The organism is Xanthomonas sontii, from assembly GCF_040529055.1.
Classification (GTDB): domain Bacteria; phylum Pseudomonadota; class Gammaproteobacteria; order Xanthomonadales; family Xanthomonadaceae; genus Xanthomonas_A; species Xanthomonas_A sontii.
This window is the reverse complement of sequence record NZ_CP132342.1, coordinates 4,557,513-4,576,300: the sequence shown is the minus strand read 5'-3', so window position 1 is coordinate 4,576,300 and position 18,788 is coordinate 4,557,513. Positions and strand designations below refer to the sequence as shown.

Sequence of the window (18,788 nt, the reverse complement as noted above, 5' to 3'; positions counted from 1 at the left end):
CAGAAGGGACGGCTACCATGACCGCCGCACCCAGCGCGCCGCCGCCGGCGCACGCCTGGTCCGCCTTTGCGTCCCCTCTCGTTCCTGGAGCTTGTCATGCCCCCCGCATCCTCCCCGCCTGCCGCATCCCACTTGGACACCGTGGTATTCGATCTTGGCGGCGTCCTCATCGACTGGAATCCGCGCCATCTGTACCGCCGCCTGTTCGACGACGAGGCAGCGATGGAAGCCTTCCTGCGCGAGGTGTGCAGTCCGCAGTGGAACGAGCGCCAGGATGCCGGGCGGCCATGGCAGGAGGCGGTGGCCGAACTGAGCGCGCTGCATCCGACGCACGCGCCGATGATCGCCGCCTACCACGCGCGTTGGCCGGAGATGCTCGGCGGGTCGCTGGACGCCACGGTGGCAGTGCTGGACGAACTGCGCGGGCAGGGCGTGCGGCTGTATGCGTTGACCAACTGGTCGCACGAGACCTTCCCGATCGCGCGCGAGCGCTACCCGTTCCTGCAGTGGTTCGAGGGCGTGCTGGTGTCGGGCGAGGAGCGCCTGGTCAAACCGGACCCGGCGATCTTCGCGCTGCTGTGCGAACGCTATGCGATCGACCCGGCGCGGGCGGTGTTCATCGACGACGCGCCGCGCAACGTGCACGCCGCCGCGGCCACCGGCATGCACGCGCTGCAGTTCCGCGACGCCATCACCTTGCGCGAGGACCTGGTCGCGCTGGGCCTGCTGCCGCCGCGCGCGCCAGCGCCCTGATCCACGCCGCGCCGTCGCCAGCGCAGCGTCCTGGCGGTCACGGTGCGGCGCCTTGCGCCGACAGCGATGCCATGGGCCGTTCCACGCCCTGCGAGCGGCCGGCCGTTGGCCGATGCCGTACAGAACGCCGTGGCCACTGCCGCGCGGGCGCTGTCGCCAGGCTTTCCGCTGGCCGCCATCGCAGCGTCATATCCCTGGGATTAAATAACGAACTTTAAGTTAATTAATTCGGTCAACCAGGGGACATCGCCATGCAACCACTCACCCATCGGCGCCGCGCGCTGATCGTCTGCGCGCTCGCCGCCAGCTGCCAGGCCGCGCTCGCGCAAGATGCCGCATCCACCACGGCGACGCTCGCTGCCGACGCCAGTGCCGTCGCGGCCGCCACCGCACCGGCCGTCGGCGACGCCACGCCCGACACCACGCCCGACACCACGCCCAGCGCCGCCGCCAGCGACGACGGCACCACCACGCTGTCCAGCGTGATGGTCACCGGCGTGCGCAAGGCCAATGCCGCCGCGATCGAGAGCAAGCGCGCGGCCACCAACATCACCGACGTGGTCAGCTCCACCGACGTGCGTGCGCTGCCGGACACCACCATCGTCGAGGCGCTGCGCCGCATCCCCGGCCTGTCGGTGCTGCCGGCCACCGACAACGAACATCCGCGCGACGAAGCCGCCACCCCGGTGCTGCGCGGCCTCGGCCCGTCCTACAACAACGTCACCATCGACGGCCTGACCGTGGCCTCGCCGGGCACGCCCAACGGCACGCTGGGCTCGATCACCCGCGGCGTGCGCCTGGACATCCTGCCGGCGTCGATGGTCAGCGAACTGCAGGTCATCAAGACCTTCACCCCGGACCTGGACCCGAACGCCACCGGCGGTGCGATCAACCTCAAGACCCGCAGCGCGTTCGAGAACGGCGGCAAGCCGTTCTTCACCGCCGAGGCCTCGCTGGGCCATGCCAACGACGTCGGCAAGCCGCGCGACCAGGACGACCCGGGCTACCGCCTGCTCGCCACCGGCAGCCGCACCTTCGGCAGCGAAGGGCAGTACGGCCTGACCCTGTCCGGCAACTACCAGACGCTGAGCAGCTACACCGAAACCCACATGACCACCGACACGGTGCACTACGGGTTCTACGACAGCACCGGCGCGCTGCAGAGCGGCACCAATCTGGGTAACGGCTGGGCCGTGCCGCAGCAGGACAAGTACTGGTACGTGATGGACAAGCGCGACCGCTACGGTCTCACCGGCAAGTTCGAGGCGCGGTTGAGCGAATCCCTCCAGGCCTACGCCATGGCCGGCTACTACTATTTCCGCGACAACATGGAGCGCAACGAGGTCATCCTCGATCCGCGCAACCGCAACCGCGTCTACAACCAGACCGCCACCAGCGGCACCTACCCGGTCGGCGACGTGGAAGTGGGCTACTCCAACCAGATCACCACCACCCGCACCAAGCTCGGCCAGACCGGCTTCGAATGGCGTCCGGACGACCGTCAGGTGCTGTCGGCGCGCGCGTCCTGGTCCGATGCCACCTATGCCGAACCGATCAAGATGATCAAGTACGTCACCGGCGCGCAGCGCCCGGCGGCGGTGCCCACCGGGCAGACCGGCCCCGGTGTCACCGTGGTGCCGACGGCGGCCTATGGCTTCAACTACGACACCTCCGCACTCAACCAGCGTTTCCCGATGGCGGCGCAGGCGTACTACAACTACGACAACTACAGCCTGCTGTACTGGCGCCCGGACTACCAGCGCAATGCGCGCGACAAGGTGCTCACCGGGCGCCTGGACTACGCCTTCAACCGTGGCGAGATGGACCGCGGCGTCGGCTTCGGCAGCGGCCTGAGCTACACCCGCGACGAACCCGGCTTCGATATCTACCGCGTCGAATACCAGCCCAACCGCAGCGCGCCGCCGCTGAAGATCGCCGACGTGCTGGCGCCGTCCAACGCGCCGATGCGCTACCTGGGCCTGAACCTGATCGCGATCGATCCGGACAAGGCCAGCCAGGTGCTGAGCGCCACGCCGCTGAGCGCGTTCAACCGCACCGACCAGAGCGCCTTCAGCAACCAGGACAACTTCAGCCATCGCGAGGAGATCTTCGGTGCCTACGGCCTGGTCGGCTATCGCGCCGACGATTTCGATGTGGAAGCCGGCCTGCACTACGACCATACCGACCAGTCCACGGTCGGCCGCCAGCGGCAACTGGATGCGGCCACCGGCAGCTACGTCTACGTCGATGCGCCGACCGAGTCGCGCTACGCCAAGGTGCTGCCGTCGGCGGTGATGACCTACCACGTCAACGACCGCCTCGACCTGCGCGCCGGCGCCAGCCGCACGCTCGGCCGTCCGCCCTACGACGCTTACGCCGCGCGCACTTCGATCGGCTTCGTCAACAGCAGCGACATGGGCAATCCCAACGCCCAGGGCGTGACCGTCACCATCGGCAACCCCGACATCAAGCCGCGCGTGTCCACCAACCTGGACCTGTCGCTGGAATGGCGCCTGCCCGACGATTTCGACGGCATGCTCGCCGCGGCACTGTTCGACAAGCGCATCCAGGACGAGATCTTCACCCTCTCGCGCACCGACCAGTTCAGCTTCAACGGCACCACCTATTCCAACGTGCTGATCAGCACCCCGGCCAACGCCGCCAAGGCGCACGTGCGCGGCCTGGAACTGAGCGCAGTGTTCAACACCCTGTTCCCAGGCGTGCCGGCGCTGTCCGGCCTGGGCGCCAGCGCCAACCTGGCGCTGCTCGATGGCGGCATGGACGTGCCGTTCACCAGCGGCAGCGCGCCCAACCTGGTGCAGAGCCAGCGCACCGTCGATCGCCTGGTCGGGCAGCCGGACTACACCGCCAACGCCTCGCTGTTCTACACCGTCGGCGGCGTCGAACTGCGTGCGGCCTACAACCGCCAGGGCAAGGCGCTGCGCGCCATCGTCAGCAACATCGCCTGGCAGGATCTGTACTGGGCGCCGCGTTCGCAGCTGGACCTGTCGGCGACCTGGGCGGTGAGCAAGCAGCTCAGCGTGGTCGGCCAGATCAGCAATGTCACCCACAGCCGCCTCACCAGCTTCACCGGCCCCGGCGAGAACCTGCTGAAGGACAGTTATTCGATGCCGACCACCTACTGGCTCGGCCTGCGTTTCACCCCGTCGCTGTGACCGTTGCCGGAGACCTTCCATGAACCTGCTTTTCTCGCGCGGCGCGATCATTGCCGCACTGCTGACCGCGACGGCCCCGGCCATCGCCGCCATCGCCCCGATCCAGGCGCGCCTGGCCGCACCCGACGGCGGCATCTTCGTCGTCGCCCACCGCGGCTGCCACAATCCCGCGCCGGCGCACGGCTTTCCCGGGCACGCACCGGAGAACTCGCTGCTGGGGCTGGAGCGCTGCGTGACGCTGGGCGTGGACATGCTCGAAACCGACATCCGCCGCGCCGGCGATGGCACCCTGGTGATGTTCCATGACGCCACCGTCGACCGCACCACCGACGGCACCGGCAAGGTCGCCGAACTGACCTGGCCGCAACTGTCGCGGTTGCGCCTGCGCGACGACGAGGGCGGCGCCGACGCGCCGCTCACCGACCAGCATCCGCTGACCCTGCAGCAGATGCTGGCCGCGGCCAAGGGCCGGATCATGCTCAACCTCGACGTCAAGGCGCCGATCTACGCCGAGGTGGTCGAGGCGGTGCGCCGCGCCGGCATGGAGCGGCAGGTGGTGGTCAAGACCGAAGTCGGCGTCGCCAGCCAGGATCTGGCATCGATGCCGCCGTTCGACCGGATCAACTTCACCCCGGTGCTGCTCAACCCGCCGGGGACCGACGACCTGGTGCAGACCGTGCGCACCCAGACCGACGGCAAGGTGCGGCCGGTGGCGATCGAACTGCCGCGGATGCGTCTGGCCCAGTTGCCGGCGGTGGCGGCGCTGGCCAGGCAGCGGCAGGTCCGGCTGCTGGTCAATACGCTGTGGGAGGGCTTCGTCGCCGACGTCGGTGGCGATGCCGATGCGGTGCGCGATCCGGAGGCGGTGTGGGGGCGGCTGTACCGCGCCGGCATCGGCGCCTTCCAGACCGACGAACCGGAAGCGCTGCTGCGCTATCGCGCGTCGCTGGAAAAGCCCTGACCGGCGCATGGCCGTTCAACTGTCCGTAATCGGTCGCTGCGCGACCGCTTGCGGACGCCGCGGCCGCGCGCGCCGCGGTCGCGGCGCAACGGATTCAATGGGTTAGCGCGGTTCGCCGATTGGCATGCAGCCTGCTGTACAGCAGGCATGGATATCGCGAAATCACCGAACCGTTCGTTCTGGCGCCACCGCCGCCGCTGGCTGGTGGCAGCCGCTGCCGTGGCGATCGTCCTGGGCGTGGCGCTGCTCGGCAGCGGCCGCGCCGCACCAAGGGTGGCGCGCAGCGAAGTGTGGATCGATGCGGCCACGCGCGGCGAGATGCGTCGCGAGGTCCGCGCCAACGGCGTGCTGGTGCCGCGGCAGATCCGCTGGATCACCGCCGGGGCCCCGGCCACCGTGCAACAGCAACGGGTCGAGGCCGGCGCGCGCGTGCTGGCCGATACGCCGATCCTGCAACTGGTCAATCCGGAACTGGAGGCCGGCCTGGATCGCGCACGCGCCGCGCTGGCCGGCGCCGATGCCGACCTGGCCGCACTGCACGCCGCGTTGGCCTCGCAACTGCTGGACCAGCAGGCGCTGCAGGCGCAGGCCGAGTCCGAGTTGCAGATCGCGCAGATCAAGGCCAAGGCCTACCGGCGCGGCCACGACGGCGGCGCGATCTCGGCGATCGATCTCACCCAGAGCCAGATCGTCGAGGCGCAGCAACGCGGCCGTGCCGATATCGAACGCAAGCGCGTCGCCGCGTTCCGGCAGAACATGGCCGCGCAACTGCGTGCGGCACAGGCACGGCGCGAGCAGGCCGCCAGTGCGCTGGCCATCGCCACGCAACAGGCCGACTCGCTGCAGGTGCGTGCCGGCAGCGACGGCATCCTGCAACAAGTGGACGTGGAGCCCGGCCAGCGCGTCGAGGCCGGCGCGAAGCTGGCGCGGGTGGCGCGCCCGGACGACCTGCTGGCACGCCTGCAGGTGCCCGAAGTCCTGGCCAAGGACGTGATCGAAGGCCTGCCGGTGGCGGTGGACACGCACAACGGCGTGGTCGGCGGGCAGGTGGCGCGGATCGATCCGGCGGTGCGCAGCGGCAGTGTGGCGGTCGACGTGCGGCTGACGCCGCCGTTGCCGCTCGGCGTGCGCCCGGACCTGTCGGTGGACGGCCGCATCGTGCTCGGCACGCTGCGCGACGTGGTCAGCATCCCGCGCCCGGCGCTGGCCGTGCCCAACGCCGCCGGCAGCCTGTTCGTGCTGCGCGACGGCGGCGACACCGCGCAGCGCATCCGCGTGCGCTTCGGCGCCGCCTCCAGCGACCGCATCGAAGTCCGCGCCGGCCTGCGCGCCGGCGACCGCGTCGTGCTGTCCGACACCAGCCAGTGGAATGCCGACGCCACCTTGCGCTTACGCTAGCCTCACCAGGAGAGATCCCGCATGACCGCAGTTCCCGCACCATCCGCCGCGCCGCTGATCCACCTGCACGGGCTCAGCAAGGTCTTCCACACCGAGGAAGTGGAAACCCACGCCCTGGCCGAGATCGCACTGGACGTGGCGCCTGGCGATTTCGTCGCCATCACCGGCCCGTCCGGCTGCGGCAAGTCGACCCTGCTGTCGATCCTGGGCCTGCTCGATGCGCCCAGCGGCGGCACCTACCGGCTCAACGGCCGCAGCGTCGCCGAACTGGACACGGTTGGCCGCGCACGCATCCGCAACGCCGAGATCGGCTTCATCTTCCAGGCCTTCAACCTGATCGCCGACCTCACCGTTGAAGAGAACGTGGCGCTGCCGCTGACCTACCGCGAGGGCGCCCAGCGCAGCCAGATCCGCCAGCGCGTGCGCGAGGTGCTGGAGCTGGTCGGCATGCAGCATCGCCAGAAGCACTATCCGGGGCAGTTGTCCGGCGGCCAGCAGCAGCGCGTGGCGGTGGCGCGCGCGCTGGCCGGCAATCCGACGATCCTGCTCGCCGACGAACCGACCGGCAACCTGGACAGCCGCAACGGCGAGGCGGTGATGCAGTTGCTGGAACAACTGCACGACAACGGCACCACCTTGTGCATGGTCACTCATGATCCGGCATTCGCGCGGCGCGCGCAGCGCATCGTGCACATGCTCGACGGCCGCATCGTCGACGAAGACACCTTCGAGCGTTTGCGCCACGAACAGGACGTGGCGCTGCCGGCACGCGCCGCGGGACAGGCACGATGAGCGCCGCCCTGCAGTGGGCCGAGATGCGGCAATCCTGGCGCACGCTCGCGCGCAAGCCGGGCTATCTGCTGCTGGCGGTGCTGACCCTGGCGCTGGGCGTGGCCACCACCACCGCGGTGTTCGCGCTGCTCGACCAGGCCTTGCTGAAGCCGCTGCCGTTCCCGCAGCCGGAGCGGCTGGTCACCCTCGGCCTGTCCAGCGACCCTGGCCGCAATGTCGCTGCACCCGGCTATTACCCGGTGTTGCGGCGCATGTCGAGCCTGCAGTCGGTGGGCATCGCGCGCGGGTTCCCGGTGCCGGCCAACGTCGCCCGCGGCGCTGCCAGCGAGGTGGTCGCCTCGATCAGTGCCGATGCCGGCTTCCTGCGCACGCTCGGCCTGCCGATGGCGGCCGGGCGCAACTTCAACGACGAGGAAAGCCGGCCCGGCGGGCCGCAGGCGGTGATCCTCAGCCATCGTTTCTGGCAGCGCTATTTCGATGGCGACCCGTCTGCGGTGGGACGCACCCTGCAGGTGGAAGGCAAGCCGGTGCAGATCGTCGGCGTGCTGCCGGCGGAGTTCCCCTGGGCCGAGCCGTTCGACCTGATCCGCAACATGCAGCCGGACCTGGCCGCGACCAACCTGTCCACCAACGAGATCGTGGTGGCGCGGTTGCGGCCCGGCATCAGCGTGGCCGCGGCGTCCGCGCAGACCGCGACGACGCTCCAGGCCCTGTTGCGTAACAGCCCGCACATGGACGCGTCGTGGTGGGCGTCGCTGCAGCGACGGCCGCCCAACGCGCTGCCGCTTCAGGACAGCCTGTACGACGCCAACAGCGGCAACACCCTGTGGCTGTTCTTCGCCGCGGCCGCCTGCGTGCTGCTGATCGCCGCGATCAACCTCACCAGCCTGATGCTGTTGCGCGCGCTCGGGCGCAGCCACGACAGCGCGGTGCGTGCCGCGCTGGGCGCCTCGTGGCTGCGCTTGAGCCTGCCGGCATTGGCCGAAGGCGTGCTGATCGGCGCGCTCGGCAGCCTGGCCGGCCTGGTGCTGGCCTGGCTGGGCCTGCGTCTGCTCGGCGGCTGGGTGCCGCTGATGTGGATGCGCGGCGAGGCGCCGCATCTGAGCGGCGCCAGCGTGCTGTTCGCGCTGCTCGCCGGCGGTGCGACGGCGCTGTTGGCCGCAGCGCTGGGCATCGTCCGCGGCCGCCGCCGCAATCTGGTGACGGAACTGGCTGGCGGTGGGCGCGGCGGCTGGAGCCTGCAGGCCGGCCGCCTCGGCCGTGTCCTGGTGATCGCGCAGGTGGCCATCGCCGTGGTGCTGCTGATCGGCGCGGCCCTGTTCACCCGCACCCTGCAGAAGCTGGCGGAGGTGCCGATGGGCTTCGAGAGCCGCTCGGCGGTGGTGTTCACCCTGGCGCCGGTGAAGGAGCGCTACATCACCGCGGCCGATGCGGTGGAGCAGACCCGGCGCATCGTCGCGCGCTTGCAGCAGGTGCCGGGCATCGACCGCGTGGGGGTGTCGACCAATCCGCCGACGGCGACGCGGTTGAGCTGGAGCGTGGAGATCGATGGCGCGTCGTCCGTCGACAGCCAGTACCGGTTGGCCACGCCGCAGTTCCTGGAGGTCTTCCGCATTCCCTTGCTGGCCGGGCGCGGGATCGCCGACAGCGATGTGGCCGGAGGCGAGCGGGTCTGCGTGGTCAGCGCGAGCTTCGCTGCGCGTTACCTGCACGGGCAGGCGCTGGGCAAGATCGTCAGCTTGCCCGACGACGGCGGCGACCACCGCGTGTCGATGCGCGTGGTCGGCGTGGTCGGCGACGTGCGCCACACCAGCCCGGCCGAGCCGCCGGAGCCGACCGTGTACCAGCCGCTGGCGCAGATGAGCGAGCCGATGTGGCAGATCCTCCGCGGCTTCGGCGCGCTGACCTATGCGGTGCATCTGCGGGCCGGCGCACTGGGTGCCGACGAGCGCGCGCTGCGTGCGGCGATCGACGAAGTGGCGCCGCAGCAGCCGATCGCCGAGCTGCAGCCGATGCAGGCGTTGGTCGCCAGCACCACCGGCGAACAGAAGCTCAACCTGCTGCTGGTCGGCCTGTTCGCTGGGCTGGCGCTGTTGCTGGCCGCGGTCGGCCTGTATGCGGTGATGGCAGTGGCGGTGGCCGCGCGCCAGCACGAGTTCGGCGTGCGCGCCGCGCTCGGCGCACCGCCGGCGCGGCTGCGGCGGCAGGTGCTGGGCGAGGCCGGCGTGCAGATCGGGGTGGGCCTGCTGCTGGGCCTGGGCGTGGCGATGGCGCTGTCGCGGCTGCTGCAGCGGTACTTGTTCGAGGTACGCGTGGCCGATCCGCTGGCGATCGGCGCGGTGCTGCTGGTGCTGTCCGCGGCCGGCCTGCTCGCCGCGCTGGCGCCGGCACGACGCGCGGCGCGGGTGCCGCCGATGCAGGCCTTGCGCGCCGAATGATGCGCTTTGCGTTCCGATGCGGGTACGCCACGCCCGGCGCCGTGGCGCCTGTCCGCCACGCCCGGCCGCTAGACTCTGCGCCATGACCGACGCCCGCACACCGCCCTTGCCGCGCATTCTCGTCGTCGACGACCAGGCCGACGTGCGCGAGGCCCTGCGCATGCTGCTCAAGAGCGCCGGCTACGGTATGGTCGGCGCCGAGTCGCCGGAGCTGGCGCTGGCCTGCCTGCGCGGCGACGCGTTCGCCGCGGTGCTGGTGGACATGAACTATGCGCGCGACACCACCTCCGGCGCCGAAGGCCTGGCCTTGATCGCGCAGGTCGCCGCGCAGTGGCCGGGGCTGCCGGTGATCGCGATGACCGCCTGGGCCAGCATCGAACTGGCGGTGGCGGCGATGCGCGAGGGCGCGGTGGATTTCATCGAAAAGCCCTGGCAGAACGCGCGGGTCCTGGCGGTGCTGGAGAGCCGCATCGCATTGGATCGCAGCCGCCGCGCCGCGCAACGGCTCGGCGAGGCGCAGGCGCTGTTGCTGCAGGACGGCGCGGCCGGCTTCGTTGCCGAATCGGCACCGATGCAGCGCCTGGTCGAGGATCTGCTGCGCATCGCCGGCAGCGGCGCCAACGTGCTGCTGCTGGGCGAGAACGGTACCGGCAAGAGCCTGCTGGCGCAGTTGCTGCACCAGTGGTCGCCGCGCCGCACGCAGGCCTTCGTCAAGGTCAACATCGGCGGCCTGGCGCCGACCCTGTTCGAGGCCGAACTGTTCGGTCACGTGCGCGGCGCCTACACCGACGCGCGCCAGGACCGCGCCGGCCGTTTCGAACTGGCCGATGGCGGCACCCTGTTCCTGGACGAGATCGGCAACCTGCCGCTGCAGCAGCAGCCCAAGCTGCTGCGCGCGATCGAGGACGGTGAGTTCGAGCGGCTCGGTTCCTCGCGCACGCAACGGGTGGACGTGCGCATCGTCGCGGCGACCAATGCCGATCTGGAGGCGGACGTGGCGGCCGGCCGCTTCCGCCAGGATCTGCTGTACCGGCTCAACACCTTCCAGGTGCGCGTGCCGCCGCTGCGCGAGCGCGGCGCCGACATCCTGCCGCTGGCGCGGCATTACCTTGCCGCCGCCTGCACCCGCTATCGGCGGCCGCTGCCGACGCTGGCGCGCGACGCCGAGCGCGCCCTGCTCGGTTACGCCTGGCCCGGCAATGTGCGTGAGCTGGCGCATGCGATGGAGCGTGCGGCGCTGCTGGCCGACGGCAGTACCCTGGGCAGCGACGACCTGCGCCTGCAGCCGGCGACGAATGCCGTGCCGGCACTGTCGACGCAACTCACCCTGGAAGAAGCCGAGGCGCTGCTGCTGAAGCAGGCGCTGGCGCAGCACCAGGGCAATCTGCAGCGCACCGCCGACCAGCTCGGCATCACCCGGCAGAGCCTGTACCGGCGCCTGGGCAAGCACGGGCTGCGCAGCGATGACGCCGGCTGAGCGACAGCGCTTCCGGCCGCTGTGGCTGGTGGCGCCGGCCGCGCTGGCCTTGGTGCTCGTGCTCGTCGCCGGCGCGCCGCGGCTGCCCGAGGCGATCGTGCTGCTGCTGTGCGTGCTGGTGCTGACCATGGCGCTCTGGCGCTGGCAGCAGCGCGATGCCGGGCAGCGCCTGCGTACCCTCGGCGGCCTGCTGGACGCGCTGCGCGAGGGCGATTACAGCGTGCGTGCGGCGCAGGACGCGCGCGATGCCGACGGCCTGCTGGCGCGGTTCAACGCCCTGGCGCAGCGCCTGCAGGACGAACAGCGCGATTCGCACGAAAGTCTGCAACTGCTGAGCAAGACCCTGGCGGCGCTGGACGGGGCGGTGTTCGCCTTCGAACAGGACCAGCGCCTGCGCCTGGTCAATCCGGCCGGCGAGCGCCTGCTCGGCGTCGCCGCCCCGCAGGCCATCGGGCAATCCGCGCAGGCGTTGGGACTGGCCGGCTTGTTCGATGTGCCGTCGGGCAGCATCCAGGCGCATGCGTTCGCCGGACAGCAGGGGCGCTGGCAGATCGGCCACGCCGCCCTGCGCAGCCGCAGCCAGGCCGGGCGGCTGCTGCTGGTGCAGCCGATGGAGCGCGCGCTGCGCGAGGAGGAGGCGCAGGCCTTCCGCCGCCTGCTGCGCGTGCTCAGTCACGAGATCAACAACTCGCTGACGCCGATCGCCTCGATCGCCGACACCCTGGCGCGCCTGCTGACGGCCGCGCCGCAGGCGCTCGACGCCGAGCTGCAGACCGATCTGCACAACGGACTGGGCGTGATCGAACAGCGCAGCGCGGCGCTGCAGCGGTTCCTGGGCGGCTACGCGCGGTTGGCCAGGCTGCCCGCGCCGGTCCCGGCGCCGGTGGCGCTGGCGCCGCTGTGCGCGCGCGTGCAGCGGCTGCTGGACGATGCACGAGTGCAGGTCGAGGTCGCGCCGTCGCTGCATGCGTGCGCCGACGCCGATCAGCTCGAGCAGGTGCTGATCAACTTGCTGCGCAACGCCCTGGAAGCCGGCGGCAGCGCGCCGGTGACGCTGCGCGCGAGTGCCGACGGCGCCAGCGTGTCGATCGAGGTGAGCGACGGCGGTGCCGGCCTGCCGCCCAGCGACAATCTGTTCGTGCCGTTCTTCACCACCAAGCCCGGCGGTTCGGGCATCGGCCTGGTGCTGTCGCGGCAGATCCTGGAAGCGCAGGGCGGCAGCCTGAGCCTGGAGGCCCATACGGACGCGCAAGGCAGCGTGGCGACGCTGCGATTGCCGCTGGCGTAGTGGCAGAAGGAGCGCATTGTTGCTGGTGCCCCGGAGCAGTTGGGCACCCATCGTCGGCGATACCGAACGGGCAGGGGATATCCCGCTCGCCGCGTCGCCACCGCAACAGGCAAAATGGCCGCTTCCATCGGGAGCCCGCATGCCACTGGACGACACCGCCGCCCCGCACGCCGCGCGGCGCCCCCGGCGCTGGACGCGCCTGCTGCCGTGGCTGCGCTGGGGCACGGTGGCGCTGCTGTCGAGTCTGTTGTTGCTGGACCTGGCGTTTCCGCTGCCGCTGCCGAAGTCGCGCGACACCTCGACCCTGGTGGTGGCCGCCGACGGCACCCCGCTGCGTGCCTTCGCCGACAGCAACGGCGTCTGGCGTTATCCGGCCACCCCGGACAGCGTCTCGCCGCTGTATCTGCAGGCGCTGCTGAACTACGAGGACCGCTGGTTCTGGCGGCATCCCGGGGTCAATCCCTGGGCGCTGCTGCGCGCGGCCAAGCAGTGGCTGTTCTCGCGCCACATCGTCTCCGGTGGTTCCACCCTGACCATGCAGGTGGCGCGCATCCTGATGCCGCCCGAGGTCAGTACGCGCACGCCGTGGGGCAAGGCCCAGCAGGCGCTGCGTGCGCTGCAGCTGGAAGCACACCTGAGCAAGCGGCAGATCCTGCAGCTGTACCTTGAACGCGCGCCCTACGGCGGCACCATCGAAGGCGTGGAGGCGGCGAGCTGGGCCTACCTGGGCAAGCCGGCCGCACGCCTGTCGCAGGCCGAGGCGGCGCTGCTGGCGGTACTGCCGCAGGCACCGAGCCGGTTGCGTCCGGACCGGCATCCGGAGGCGGCGCGCGCGGCGCGCGACAAGGTGCTCGAACGCATGGTCGCGCTGCGCGTGTGGCCGCGCGCGCAGGTCGACGATGCGCGCATCGAACCGGTGGTGGCGCGCTCGCTGCAGACGCCGCTGCACGCCGCGCTGCTGGCCGAGCGCCTGCGGCAGCAGCACCCGCACGCCGCGCACATCGTCTCCACCCTCGACGCCGACCTGCAGCGCACGCTGGAGGACCGGGTCAGCGCCTACTTCTCGCAGTTGCCCGAGCGCACTTCCGCGGCCTTGCTGGTGGTGGACAATCGCGACCTGCAGGCGCGCGCCTACATCGGCTCGGTGCAGTTCGGCGACCGCCGCCGGCTCGGCGACGTGGACATGGTGCAGGCCTGGCGGTCGCCAGGCTCCACGCTCAAGCCGTTCCTGTACGGCATGGCCCTGGGCGATGGCCTGATCCATTCTGAGAGCCTGCTGGTCGACGCGCCGCAGAGTTTCGGCGACTACCGCCCGGGCAATTTCGACGAAGCCTTCAACGGCCCGATCGGCGCCGCCAGCGCCCTGCGTTTGTCGCTCAACGTGCCGGCGGTGGACCTGCTCGACCGAGTCGGCCCGGCGCGCTTTGCCGCGCGCCTGAGCAACGCCGGCATCGGCCTGAAGTTCCCGCGCGGCAGCACGCCCAACTTGGCGCTGATCCTCGGCGGCACCGGCGCCAAGCTGGAGGAACTGGTCGGCGCCTTCGCCGCGCTCAACCGCGACGGCATCGCCGGCCACGTGCGCTACAGCGCAACCGACCAGCGCATCGAACGGCGGCTGATGTCGCCCGGCGCGGCCTGGATCGTGCGCGAGATGCTCGAGGCCAATCCGCGTCCGGGCTACGGCGTCGGCACCTTCGACGTCGGGACGCGCCCGCGGGTAGCGTGGAAGACAGGCACCAGCTACGGCTACCGCGATGCCTGGGCGATCGGCAGCACCCGCCGCTACACCGTCGGCGTCTGGGTCGGCCGCCCCGACGGCACGCCGCTGCCCGGCCAATACGGCGCGGTGACCGCGTTGCCGCTGATGTTCGAGACCATCGACAGCCTGCCGCGCCTGCGCGGCGACAACGCACCGCGGCCGATGCCGGCGACGGTGCAGCAGGTGGACGTATGCTGGCCGCTGGGCATCGCCGCCGAGCAGACGCCGCCGGCGTTGTGCCAGCGCCGTTTCTCCGCCTATGCGCTGGACGGCGCGGTGCCGCCGACCTTCGCCGAGCGCGACGCGCGGCTGTGGAGCGCCGGCCGCGAGACCGTGCAGGTGGACGCGCACAGCGGCCTGCGCCTGTCGCCGGACTGCGCGCAACCGCACGAGGCGGTCACCCGCGACCTCGCGCGCTGGCCGGCACTGCTGACCCCATGGCTGCACGCCAGCGAGCGCCAGGCCGGGCAATTGCCGGCGCTGTCACCGGACTGCCGCGACGACGGCCGTGGCCGCAGCGACGTATTGCGTATCGAAGGCCTCAACGACCGCGCCACCCTGGCACGCGCGCCGGGCAGCACCACGGTGCGTCTGCAGGTGCGCGCACTGGGCACGAGCACCCCGGTGGACTGGCTGCTGGACGGTCGCTGGATCGCCCGCACCGAGGGCGCACGCACCTTCCAGCGCGACTTCGCCGACGCCGGCGACCACACCCTGACCGCCCTGGCCAGCAACGGCGCCTGGACCCAGGTACGGTTCCGGGTGCTGCGCTGAGCAGCGGTGGCGCGCGCGCCTTCGTAGAAGCCAACAGTCATGCAACCAGGACGACCAGAGTAGGCGGGCGATCCGATCTAGGAAGCAGTCGGGACTGAAGTCCCTCCCACATCGCTCCCGGACACCGATAACTGCGGTCCCTGTGGGCGGCTGTCGCTTGGCTTTGGCTTTGGCTGTTGCTTTGGCTTTTGATTTGCCGGGTTCCCTTCCGAAGCGGCGGCCAGCGCGGGGAAACACCCGAAGGGCGGCGCACAGGGATGTGCGCCGTCCGCGGCAGGGGCAGGATGCCCCTTCCGCGGATCCCCGGGATGGACGCGGACCCGGAGCACGCAGCGCGGAGGGCGCGAAGGCAGGGCGCGCTTGACCAGCCTTCGGCTGTGGTAAAGCGCTTCTTTTGGTTACCTTTTCTTTGCGCGAGCAAAGAAAAGTAACTCGCCCGCCAGGGCGAAAGCCTTTGCTTTCGCTTGAGATTTGCGTACCGCGCGAAGAGAAAAACATAGGAGCGGCCGCAGCCGCAACAGAATCCATCGGGAAGGTCTGTCGCGGCTGAGGCCGCTCCTACGAGAGGGCGTAACGCTGAACCGGCTTACTTGCCGATCCAGCCTTCCAGCATGTCCGAGAACTCGTCGGCGTGCTCTTCCTCCTGGGCCAGGATGTCTTCCAGGATGCGCTTGGTGGTGGTGTCCTTGTCGCCGACGAAATTGATCATCTCGCGGTAGCTGTCGATGGCGATGCGCTCGGCGATCAGATTCTCCTTGACCATGTCGCGCAGATCCTCGCCTTCCTTGTACTCGGCGTGCGAGCGCGCGGTCAGCGTGTCCGGATTGAGGTCCGGCTCGCCACCCAGCTGCACGATGCGCTCGGCCAGCTTGTGCGCGTGCGCCTGCTCCTGCTGCGCGTGCTCCAGGAACTCGGCCTTGACCGCATCGGCGAGCATGCCGGCGGCCATGAAGTAGTGGCGGTAGTAGCGCAGCACGCACACGTACTCGGTGGCGAGCGCGTCGTTGAGCATCTTGATCACCGCCTCGCGGTCGGCGCTGTAGCTCTTGGTGATCGCGCCGTCTTCGATGCTCTGGCGGGCGTTGGCGCGCAGCGTGGCAGTGTCGGTGAGGCCGGCGGTGTGCTGCAGCGGCTTGGCGTCGGTCTTCGGGGTGGCTGGCTTGTTGGACATGGCTGGCCGTTTCCTGTGGTGGGTAAGGGGATCAGTCGGGAAGGTGCTGCAGCACGTAGTCGGCGGCGGAGACCTTGAACTCGCCCGGCGCCTCGACGAACAGCGCCTGCACCACGCCGTCGTCGGCGTACAGCGCGAAGCGGCGCGCCCGCACGCCCATGCCGTAGCTGCTGGCGTCCAGTTCCAGGCCCAGCGCCTTGGCGAAGTCGCCATTGCCGTCGGACAGCATCTGCAGGCCCTCCGGCACCAACTGGCTCTTGCCCCAGGCCTGCATCACGAACGGGTCGTTGACCGCCATGCAGTACACCTCGATGCCGCGCTTGCGGAACTCCTCGAAGTGCTCCACATAGCCGGGCAGGTGCTTCTCCGAACAGGTCGGGGTGAAGGCACCGGGCACCGCGAACAACAGCACGCGGCGGCCGTCGAACAGGGTGCGTGTGTCCACGGCTTCCACGCCGTCGCGGATGCGCTGCAGCACCACTTCGGGAATGCGTTCGCCGGTCTGGATGGGCATGTCGGGCTCCTTGGATGAACCGAGTCTAGAAACGGAAATGGGAAGGTGGCGTCAACGCCTTGAAAAGCGCCGCGGCAGGCCTATCTGACCGGCATGGACGGCGGGCCGGTCCCGCCGCCGCGAACCGTCCCCTCCGGGGTGTACCTCAGTCACGTTTCAGGAGACCACGATGAGCATCGTCCGTTATCGCCAGTGGCCGGCCCAGGCCGCATTCCAGAACGAGATCAAGCAGGTGTTCGACCGCTTCTTCGACCCCAACGGCGGCACCGACGAATCGGCCGTCGTCACCGCGCAGTGGGTGCCGCGCGTGGACATCAAGGAGGAGCCGGAGCGCTTCGTGCTGTACGCCGACCTGCCGGGTATCGACCCGTCGGAGATCGAGGTGTCGATGGACAAGGGCATCCTCTCGATCAAGGGCGAGCGCAAGAGCGAATCGGCCGCCGACACCGAGCGTTTCTCGCGCATCGAGCGCCGCTACGGCAGCTTCCATCGCCGCTTCGCGCTGCCCGACAGCGCCGATCCGGACGGCATTTCCGCCACCGGCTACCATGGGGTGCTGGAAGTGCGCATCCCCAAGCGTCCGGCGAGCACGCCGCGCCGTATCCAGGTCGATACCGGGGCCACGATCGTGCAGTAAGCGCCTGCTCGCAGCGGCGCCGCCACCGCGACGCCGCGCCCTCGCAGCCGGCCGTAGAATGGCCGGGCGATGGCGCAGTGCATGCAACCGGCCCGTTGCCGCAAGGCGGCGGGCCGACTCTTTTTGAGGTGATGGATGGAATTCAAGGATTACTACGCGACCCTGGGCGTGGAACCCAGCGCCGGCGATGCCGAGATCAAGACCGCGTACCGGCGACTGGCGCGCAAGTACCATCCCGACGTCAGCAAGGAGCCTGGGGCCGAAGAGAAGTTCAAGGCGATCAACGAGGCCTACGAGGCCTTGCGCGACCCGCCCAAGCGCGCCGCCTACGACCAGTTGCGCGCGCAGGGCTACCGGCCGGGCGAGGAGTTCCACGCGCCGCCGAACTACGGCGGCGCGCAGGGCTTCGACTTCGAGGAAGTGTTCGGCAACGGCGGCGCCGGCGGCGGCTTCAGCGATTTCTTCGAGAGTCTGTTCGCCCGCCAGCAGCGTGCCCGCCAGGGCGGCGCCGGCCCCGGTCCGGGACCGGGCGCGCCGCGCGGCGACACCCGCGCCAAGCTGGCGGTGCCGCTGGAGGCGGTGTACGCCGGCGACAGCGTGCGCATCACCATCAACGGCAAGCAGCTGGACGTGCGCGTCCCCAAGGGCGTGCGCCCCGGCCAGGTGATCCGGCTGGGCGGGCAGGGCAACGGCGGCAGCAACCTGCTGCTGGAGATCGAGTACGCCGCGCATCCGCAGTTCGAGGTGGACGGCCGCAACATCCTCTACACCCTGCAGGTGACGCCCTGGCAGGCGGCGCTGGGCACCAGCATCAGCGTGCCGACCCTGGGCGGGGCGGTGGAACTGAAGATTCCGCCGGAGTCCGACGCCGGCCGCAAGCTGCGCCTGCGCGGCCGCGGCCTGCCCGGCACCCCGCCGGGCGACCAGATCGTCGAACTGGAAGTGCTGGCGCCAGCGCCGGAAACCGAAGCGCAGCGCAAGGCGTATCGCGGGTTGGCCAAAGCGTTTGGCGAGGCCGTGTGAAGTGAGGCGGGATTGGGGAGTCGGGATTGGGGATTCGCAAAAGCGGGCTCCCCTCGCGCTGTGGCGTCGTAGGAGGGGCTTCAGCCGCGACAGGCGTTACCGGTAACGCCCGTCGCGGCTGAAGCCCCTCCTACAAGGCGCGCCGATTGCATGCGGCCTTACGCCGCGCACTCAAACGCCGCCCGGAAACCCGCCCTTACGACTCCCCAATCCCCAATCCCGATTCCCGGCTTTTAAGGCGCATCCTCGCCACTGAACACACGCTCGATCACCTCGTACAGCTCGTCCTCGGAGAACGGCTTGGTGATGTAGGCGCGGGCGCCCTGGCGCATGCCCCACATGCGGTCGGTGTCCTGGTCCTTGGTGGTGACCAGGATCACCGGGATGTTCTGCGTGGTCGGCTCGCGGCGCAGGGTGCGGGTGGCCTGGAAACCGTTGAGGTTCGGCATCACCACGTCCATCAGCACCAGATCCGGCAAGGCCGCCTTGGCCGCTTCCACGCCGGCGGCGCCGTCGGTGGCGGTGATCGTTTCGTGCCCCAGTTTTTCGACGATGCGCTGGATGCCCAGCAACTGCGACGGCGAATCGTCGACGATCAGAATGCGTGCCATGTGGTTCCCCCTAGGA

The 18,788-nt window shown here is 70.3% G+C and carries 14 protein-coding genes; 11 read left to right on the top strand and 3 right to left on the bottom strand.

Translation table 11 applies throughout. The features are described from left to right. Positions 1–132 precede the first annotated feature (132 nt). The 9 genes from RAB70_RS19265 (at position 133) to pbpC (ending at position 14,816) form a co-directional block, all read left to right on the top strand. On the top strand, positions 133–753 hold the full coding sequence (locus RAB70_RS19265) for an HAD family phosphatase (RefSeq protein ID WP_148829419.1): 621 nt from the start codon (positions 133–135) through the stop codon (positions 751–753). Between the two features lie 251 nt (positions 754–1,004). Next, positions 1,005–3,929, top strand: coding sequence for a TonB-dependent receptor (locus tag RAB70_RS19260; RefSeq protein ID WP_148829418.1), 2,925 nt, complete (start codon positions 1,005–1,007; stop codon positions 3,927–3,929). A gap of 19 nt (positions 3,930–3,948) precedes the next feature. Then, positions 3,949–4,890, top strand: a complete 942-nt coding sequence (locus tag RAB70_RS19255) for a glycerophosphodiester phosphodiesterase family protein (RefSeq protein ID WP_148829417.1) — start codon at positions 3,949–3,951, stop codon at positions 4,888–4,890. Between the two features lie 147 nt (positions 4,891–5,037). Further along, entirely contained in the window at positions 5,038–6,288 is a 1,251-nt protein-coding gene (locus RAB70_RS19250) for an efflux RND transporter periplasmic adaptor subunit (protein WP_148829416.1), read from the top strand. 21 nt (positions 6,289–6,309) lie between these two features. Next, positions 6,310–7,080: an ABC transporter ATP-binding protein gene (locus tag RAB70_RS19245; RefSeq protein ID WP_148829415.1), complete on the top strand. Its 771-nt coding sequence runs from the start codon at positions 6,310–6,312 to the stop codon at positions 7,078–7,080. Beyond that, positions 7,077–9,518 carry an ADOP family duplicated permease gene (locus tag RAB70_RS19240; RefSeq protein WP_148829414.1) on the top strand — a complete coding sequence of 814 codons (2,442 nt, stop codon included), beginning with the start codon at positions 7,077–7,079 and terminating at the stop codon, positions 9,516–9,518. Before RAB70_RS19245 ends, RAB70_RS19240 begins: the two co-directional genes overlap by 4 nt. Before the next feature lie 82 nt (positions 9,519–9,600). Further along, entirely contained in the window at positions 9,601–10,995 is a 1,395-nt protein-coding gene (locus RAB70_RS19235) for a sigma-54 dependent transcriptional regulator (RefSeq protein WP_148829413.1), read from the top strand. Between the two features lie 799 nt (positions 10,996–11,794). After that, positions 11,795–12,283 carry a PAS domain-containing sensor histidine kinase gene (locus RAB70_RS19230; protein WP_211352189.1) on the top strand — a complete coding sequence of 163 codons (489 nt, stop codon included), beginning with the start codon at positions 11,795–11,797 and terminating at the stop codon, positions 12,281–12,283. Positions 12,284–12,422: 139 nt separating this feature from the next. Then, a complete protein-coding gene (gene pbpC, locus RAB70_RS19225) occupies positions 12,423–14,816 on the top strand; it encodes a penicillin-binding protein 1C (RefSeq protein ID WP_148829411.1) in 2,394 nt (797 codons plus the stop codon). A 586-nt stretch (positions 14,817–15,402) separates the two neighbouring features. Here the strand turns inward: pbpC and RAB70_RS19220 are convergent. Further along, complete coding sequence (locus RAB70_RS19220; protein ID WP_017909166.1) at positions 15,403–15,987, bottom strand: bacterioferritin; 585 nt, start codon at positions 15,985–15,987, stop codon at positions 15,403–15,405. Positions 15,988–16,018: 31 nt separating this feature from the next. Further along, positions 16,019–16,501, bottom strand: a complete 483-nt coding sequence (locus tag RAB70_RS19215; RefSeq protein ID WP_148829410.1) for a peroxiredoxin — start codon at positions 16,499–16,501, stop codon at positions 16,019–16,021. A 169-nt stretch (positions 16,502–16,670) separates the two neighbouring features. Here RAB70_RS19215 and RAB70_RS19210 point away from each other — a divergent pair, with 169 nt between their 5' ends. Beyond that, entirely contained in the window at positions 16,671–17,138 is a 468-nt protein-coding gene (locus tag RAB70_RS19210) for an Hsp20/alpha crystallin family protein (RefSeq protein WP_010341349.1), read from the top strand. A gap of 135 nt (positions 17,139–17,273) precedes the next feature. Further along, entirely contained in the window at positions 17,274–18,161 is an 888-nt protein-coding gene (locus tag RAB70_RS19205) for a DnaJ C-terminal domain-containing protein (RefSeq protein WP_148829409.1), read from the top strand. A gap of 233 nt (positions 18,162–18,394) precedes the next feature. Here RAB70_RS19205 and pilH read toward each other — a convergent pair whose 3' ends face one another. Next, the gene (gene pilH / locus RAB70_RS19200) at positions 18,395–18,772 is read right to left on the bottom strand and encodes a twitching motility response regulator PilH (RefSeq protein ID WP_010340114.1); all 378 of its coding nucleotides are present in this window, start codon (positions 18,770–18,772) and stop codon (positions 18,395–18,397) included. Positions 18,773–18,788 lie beyond the last annotated feature (16 nt).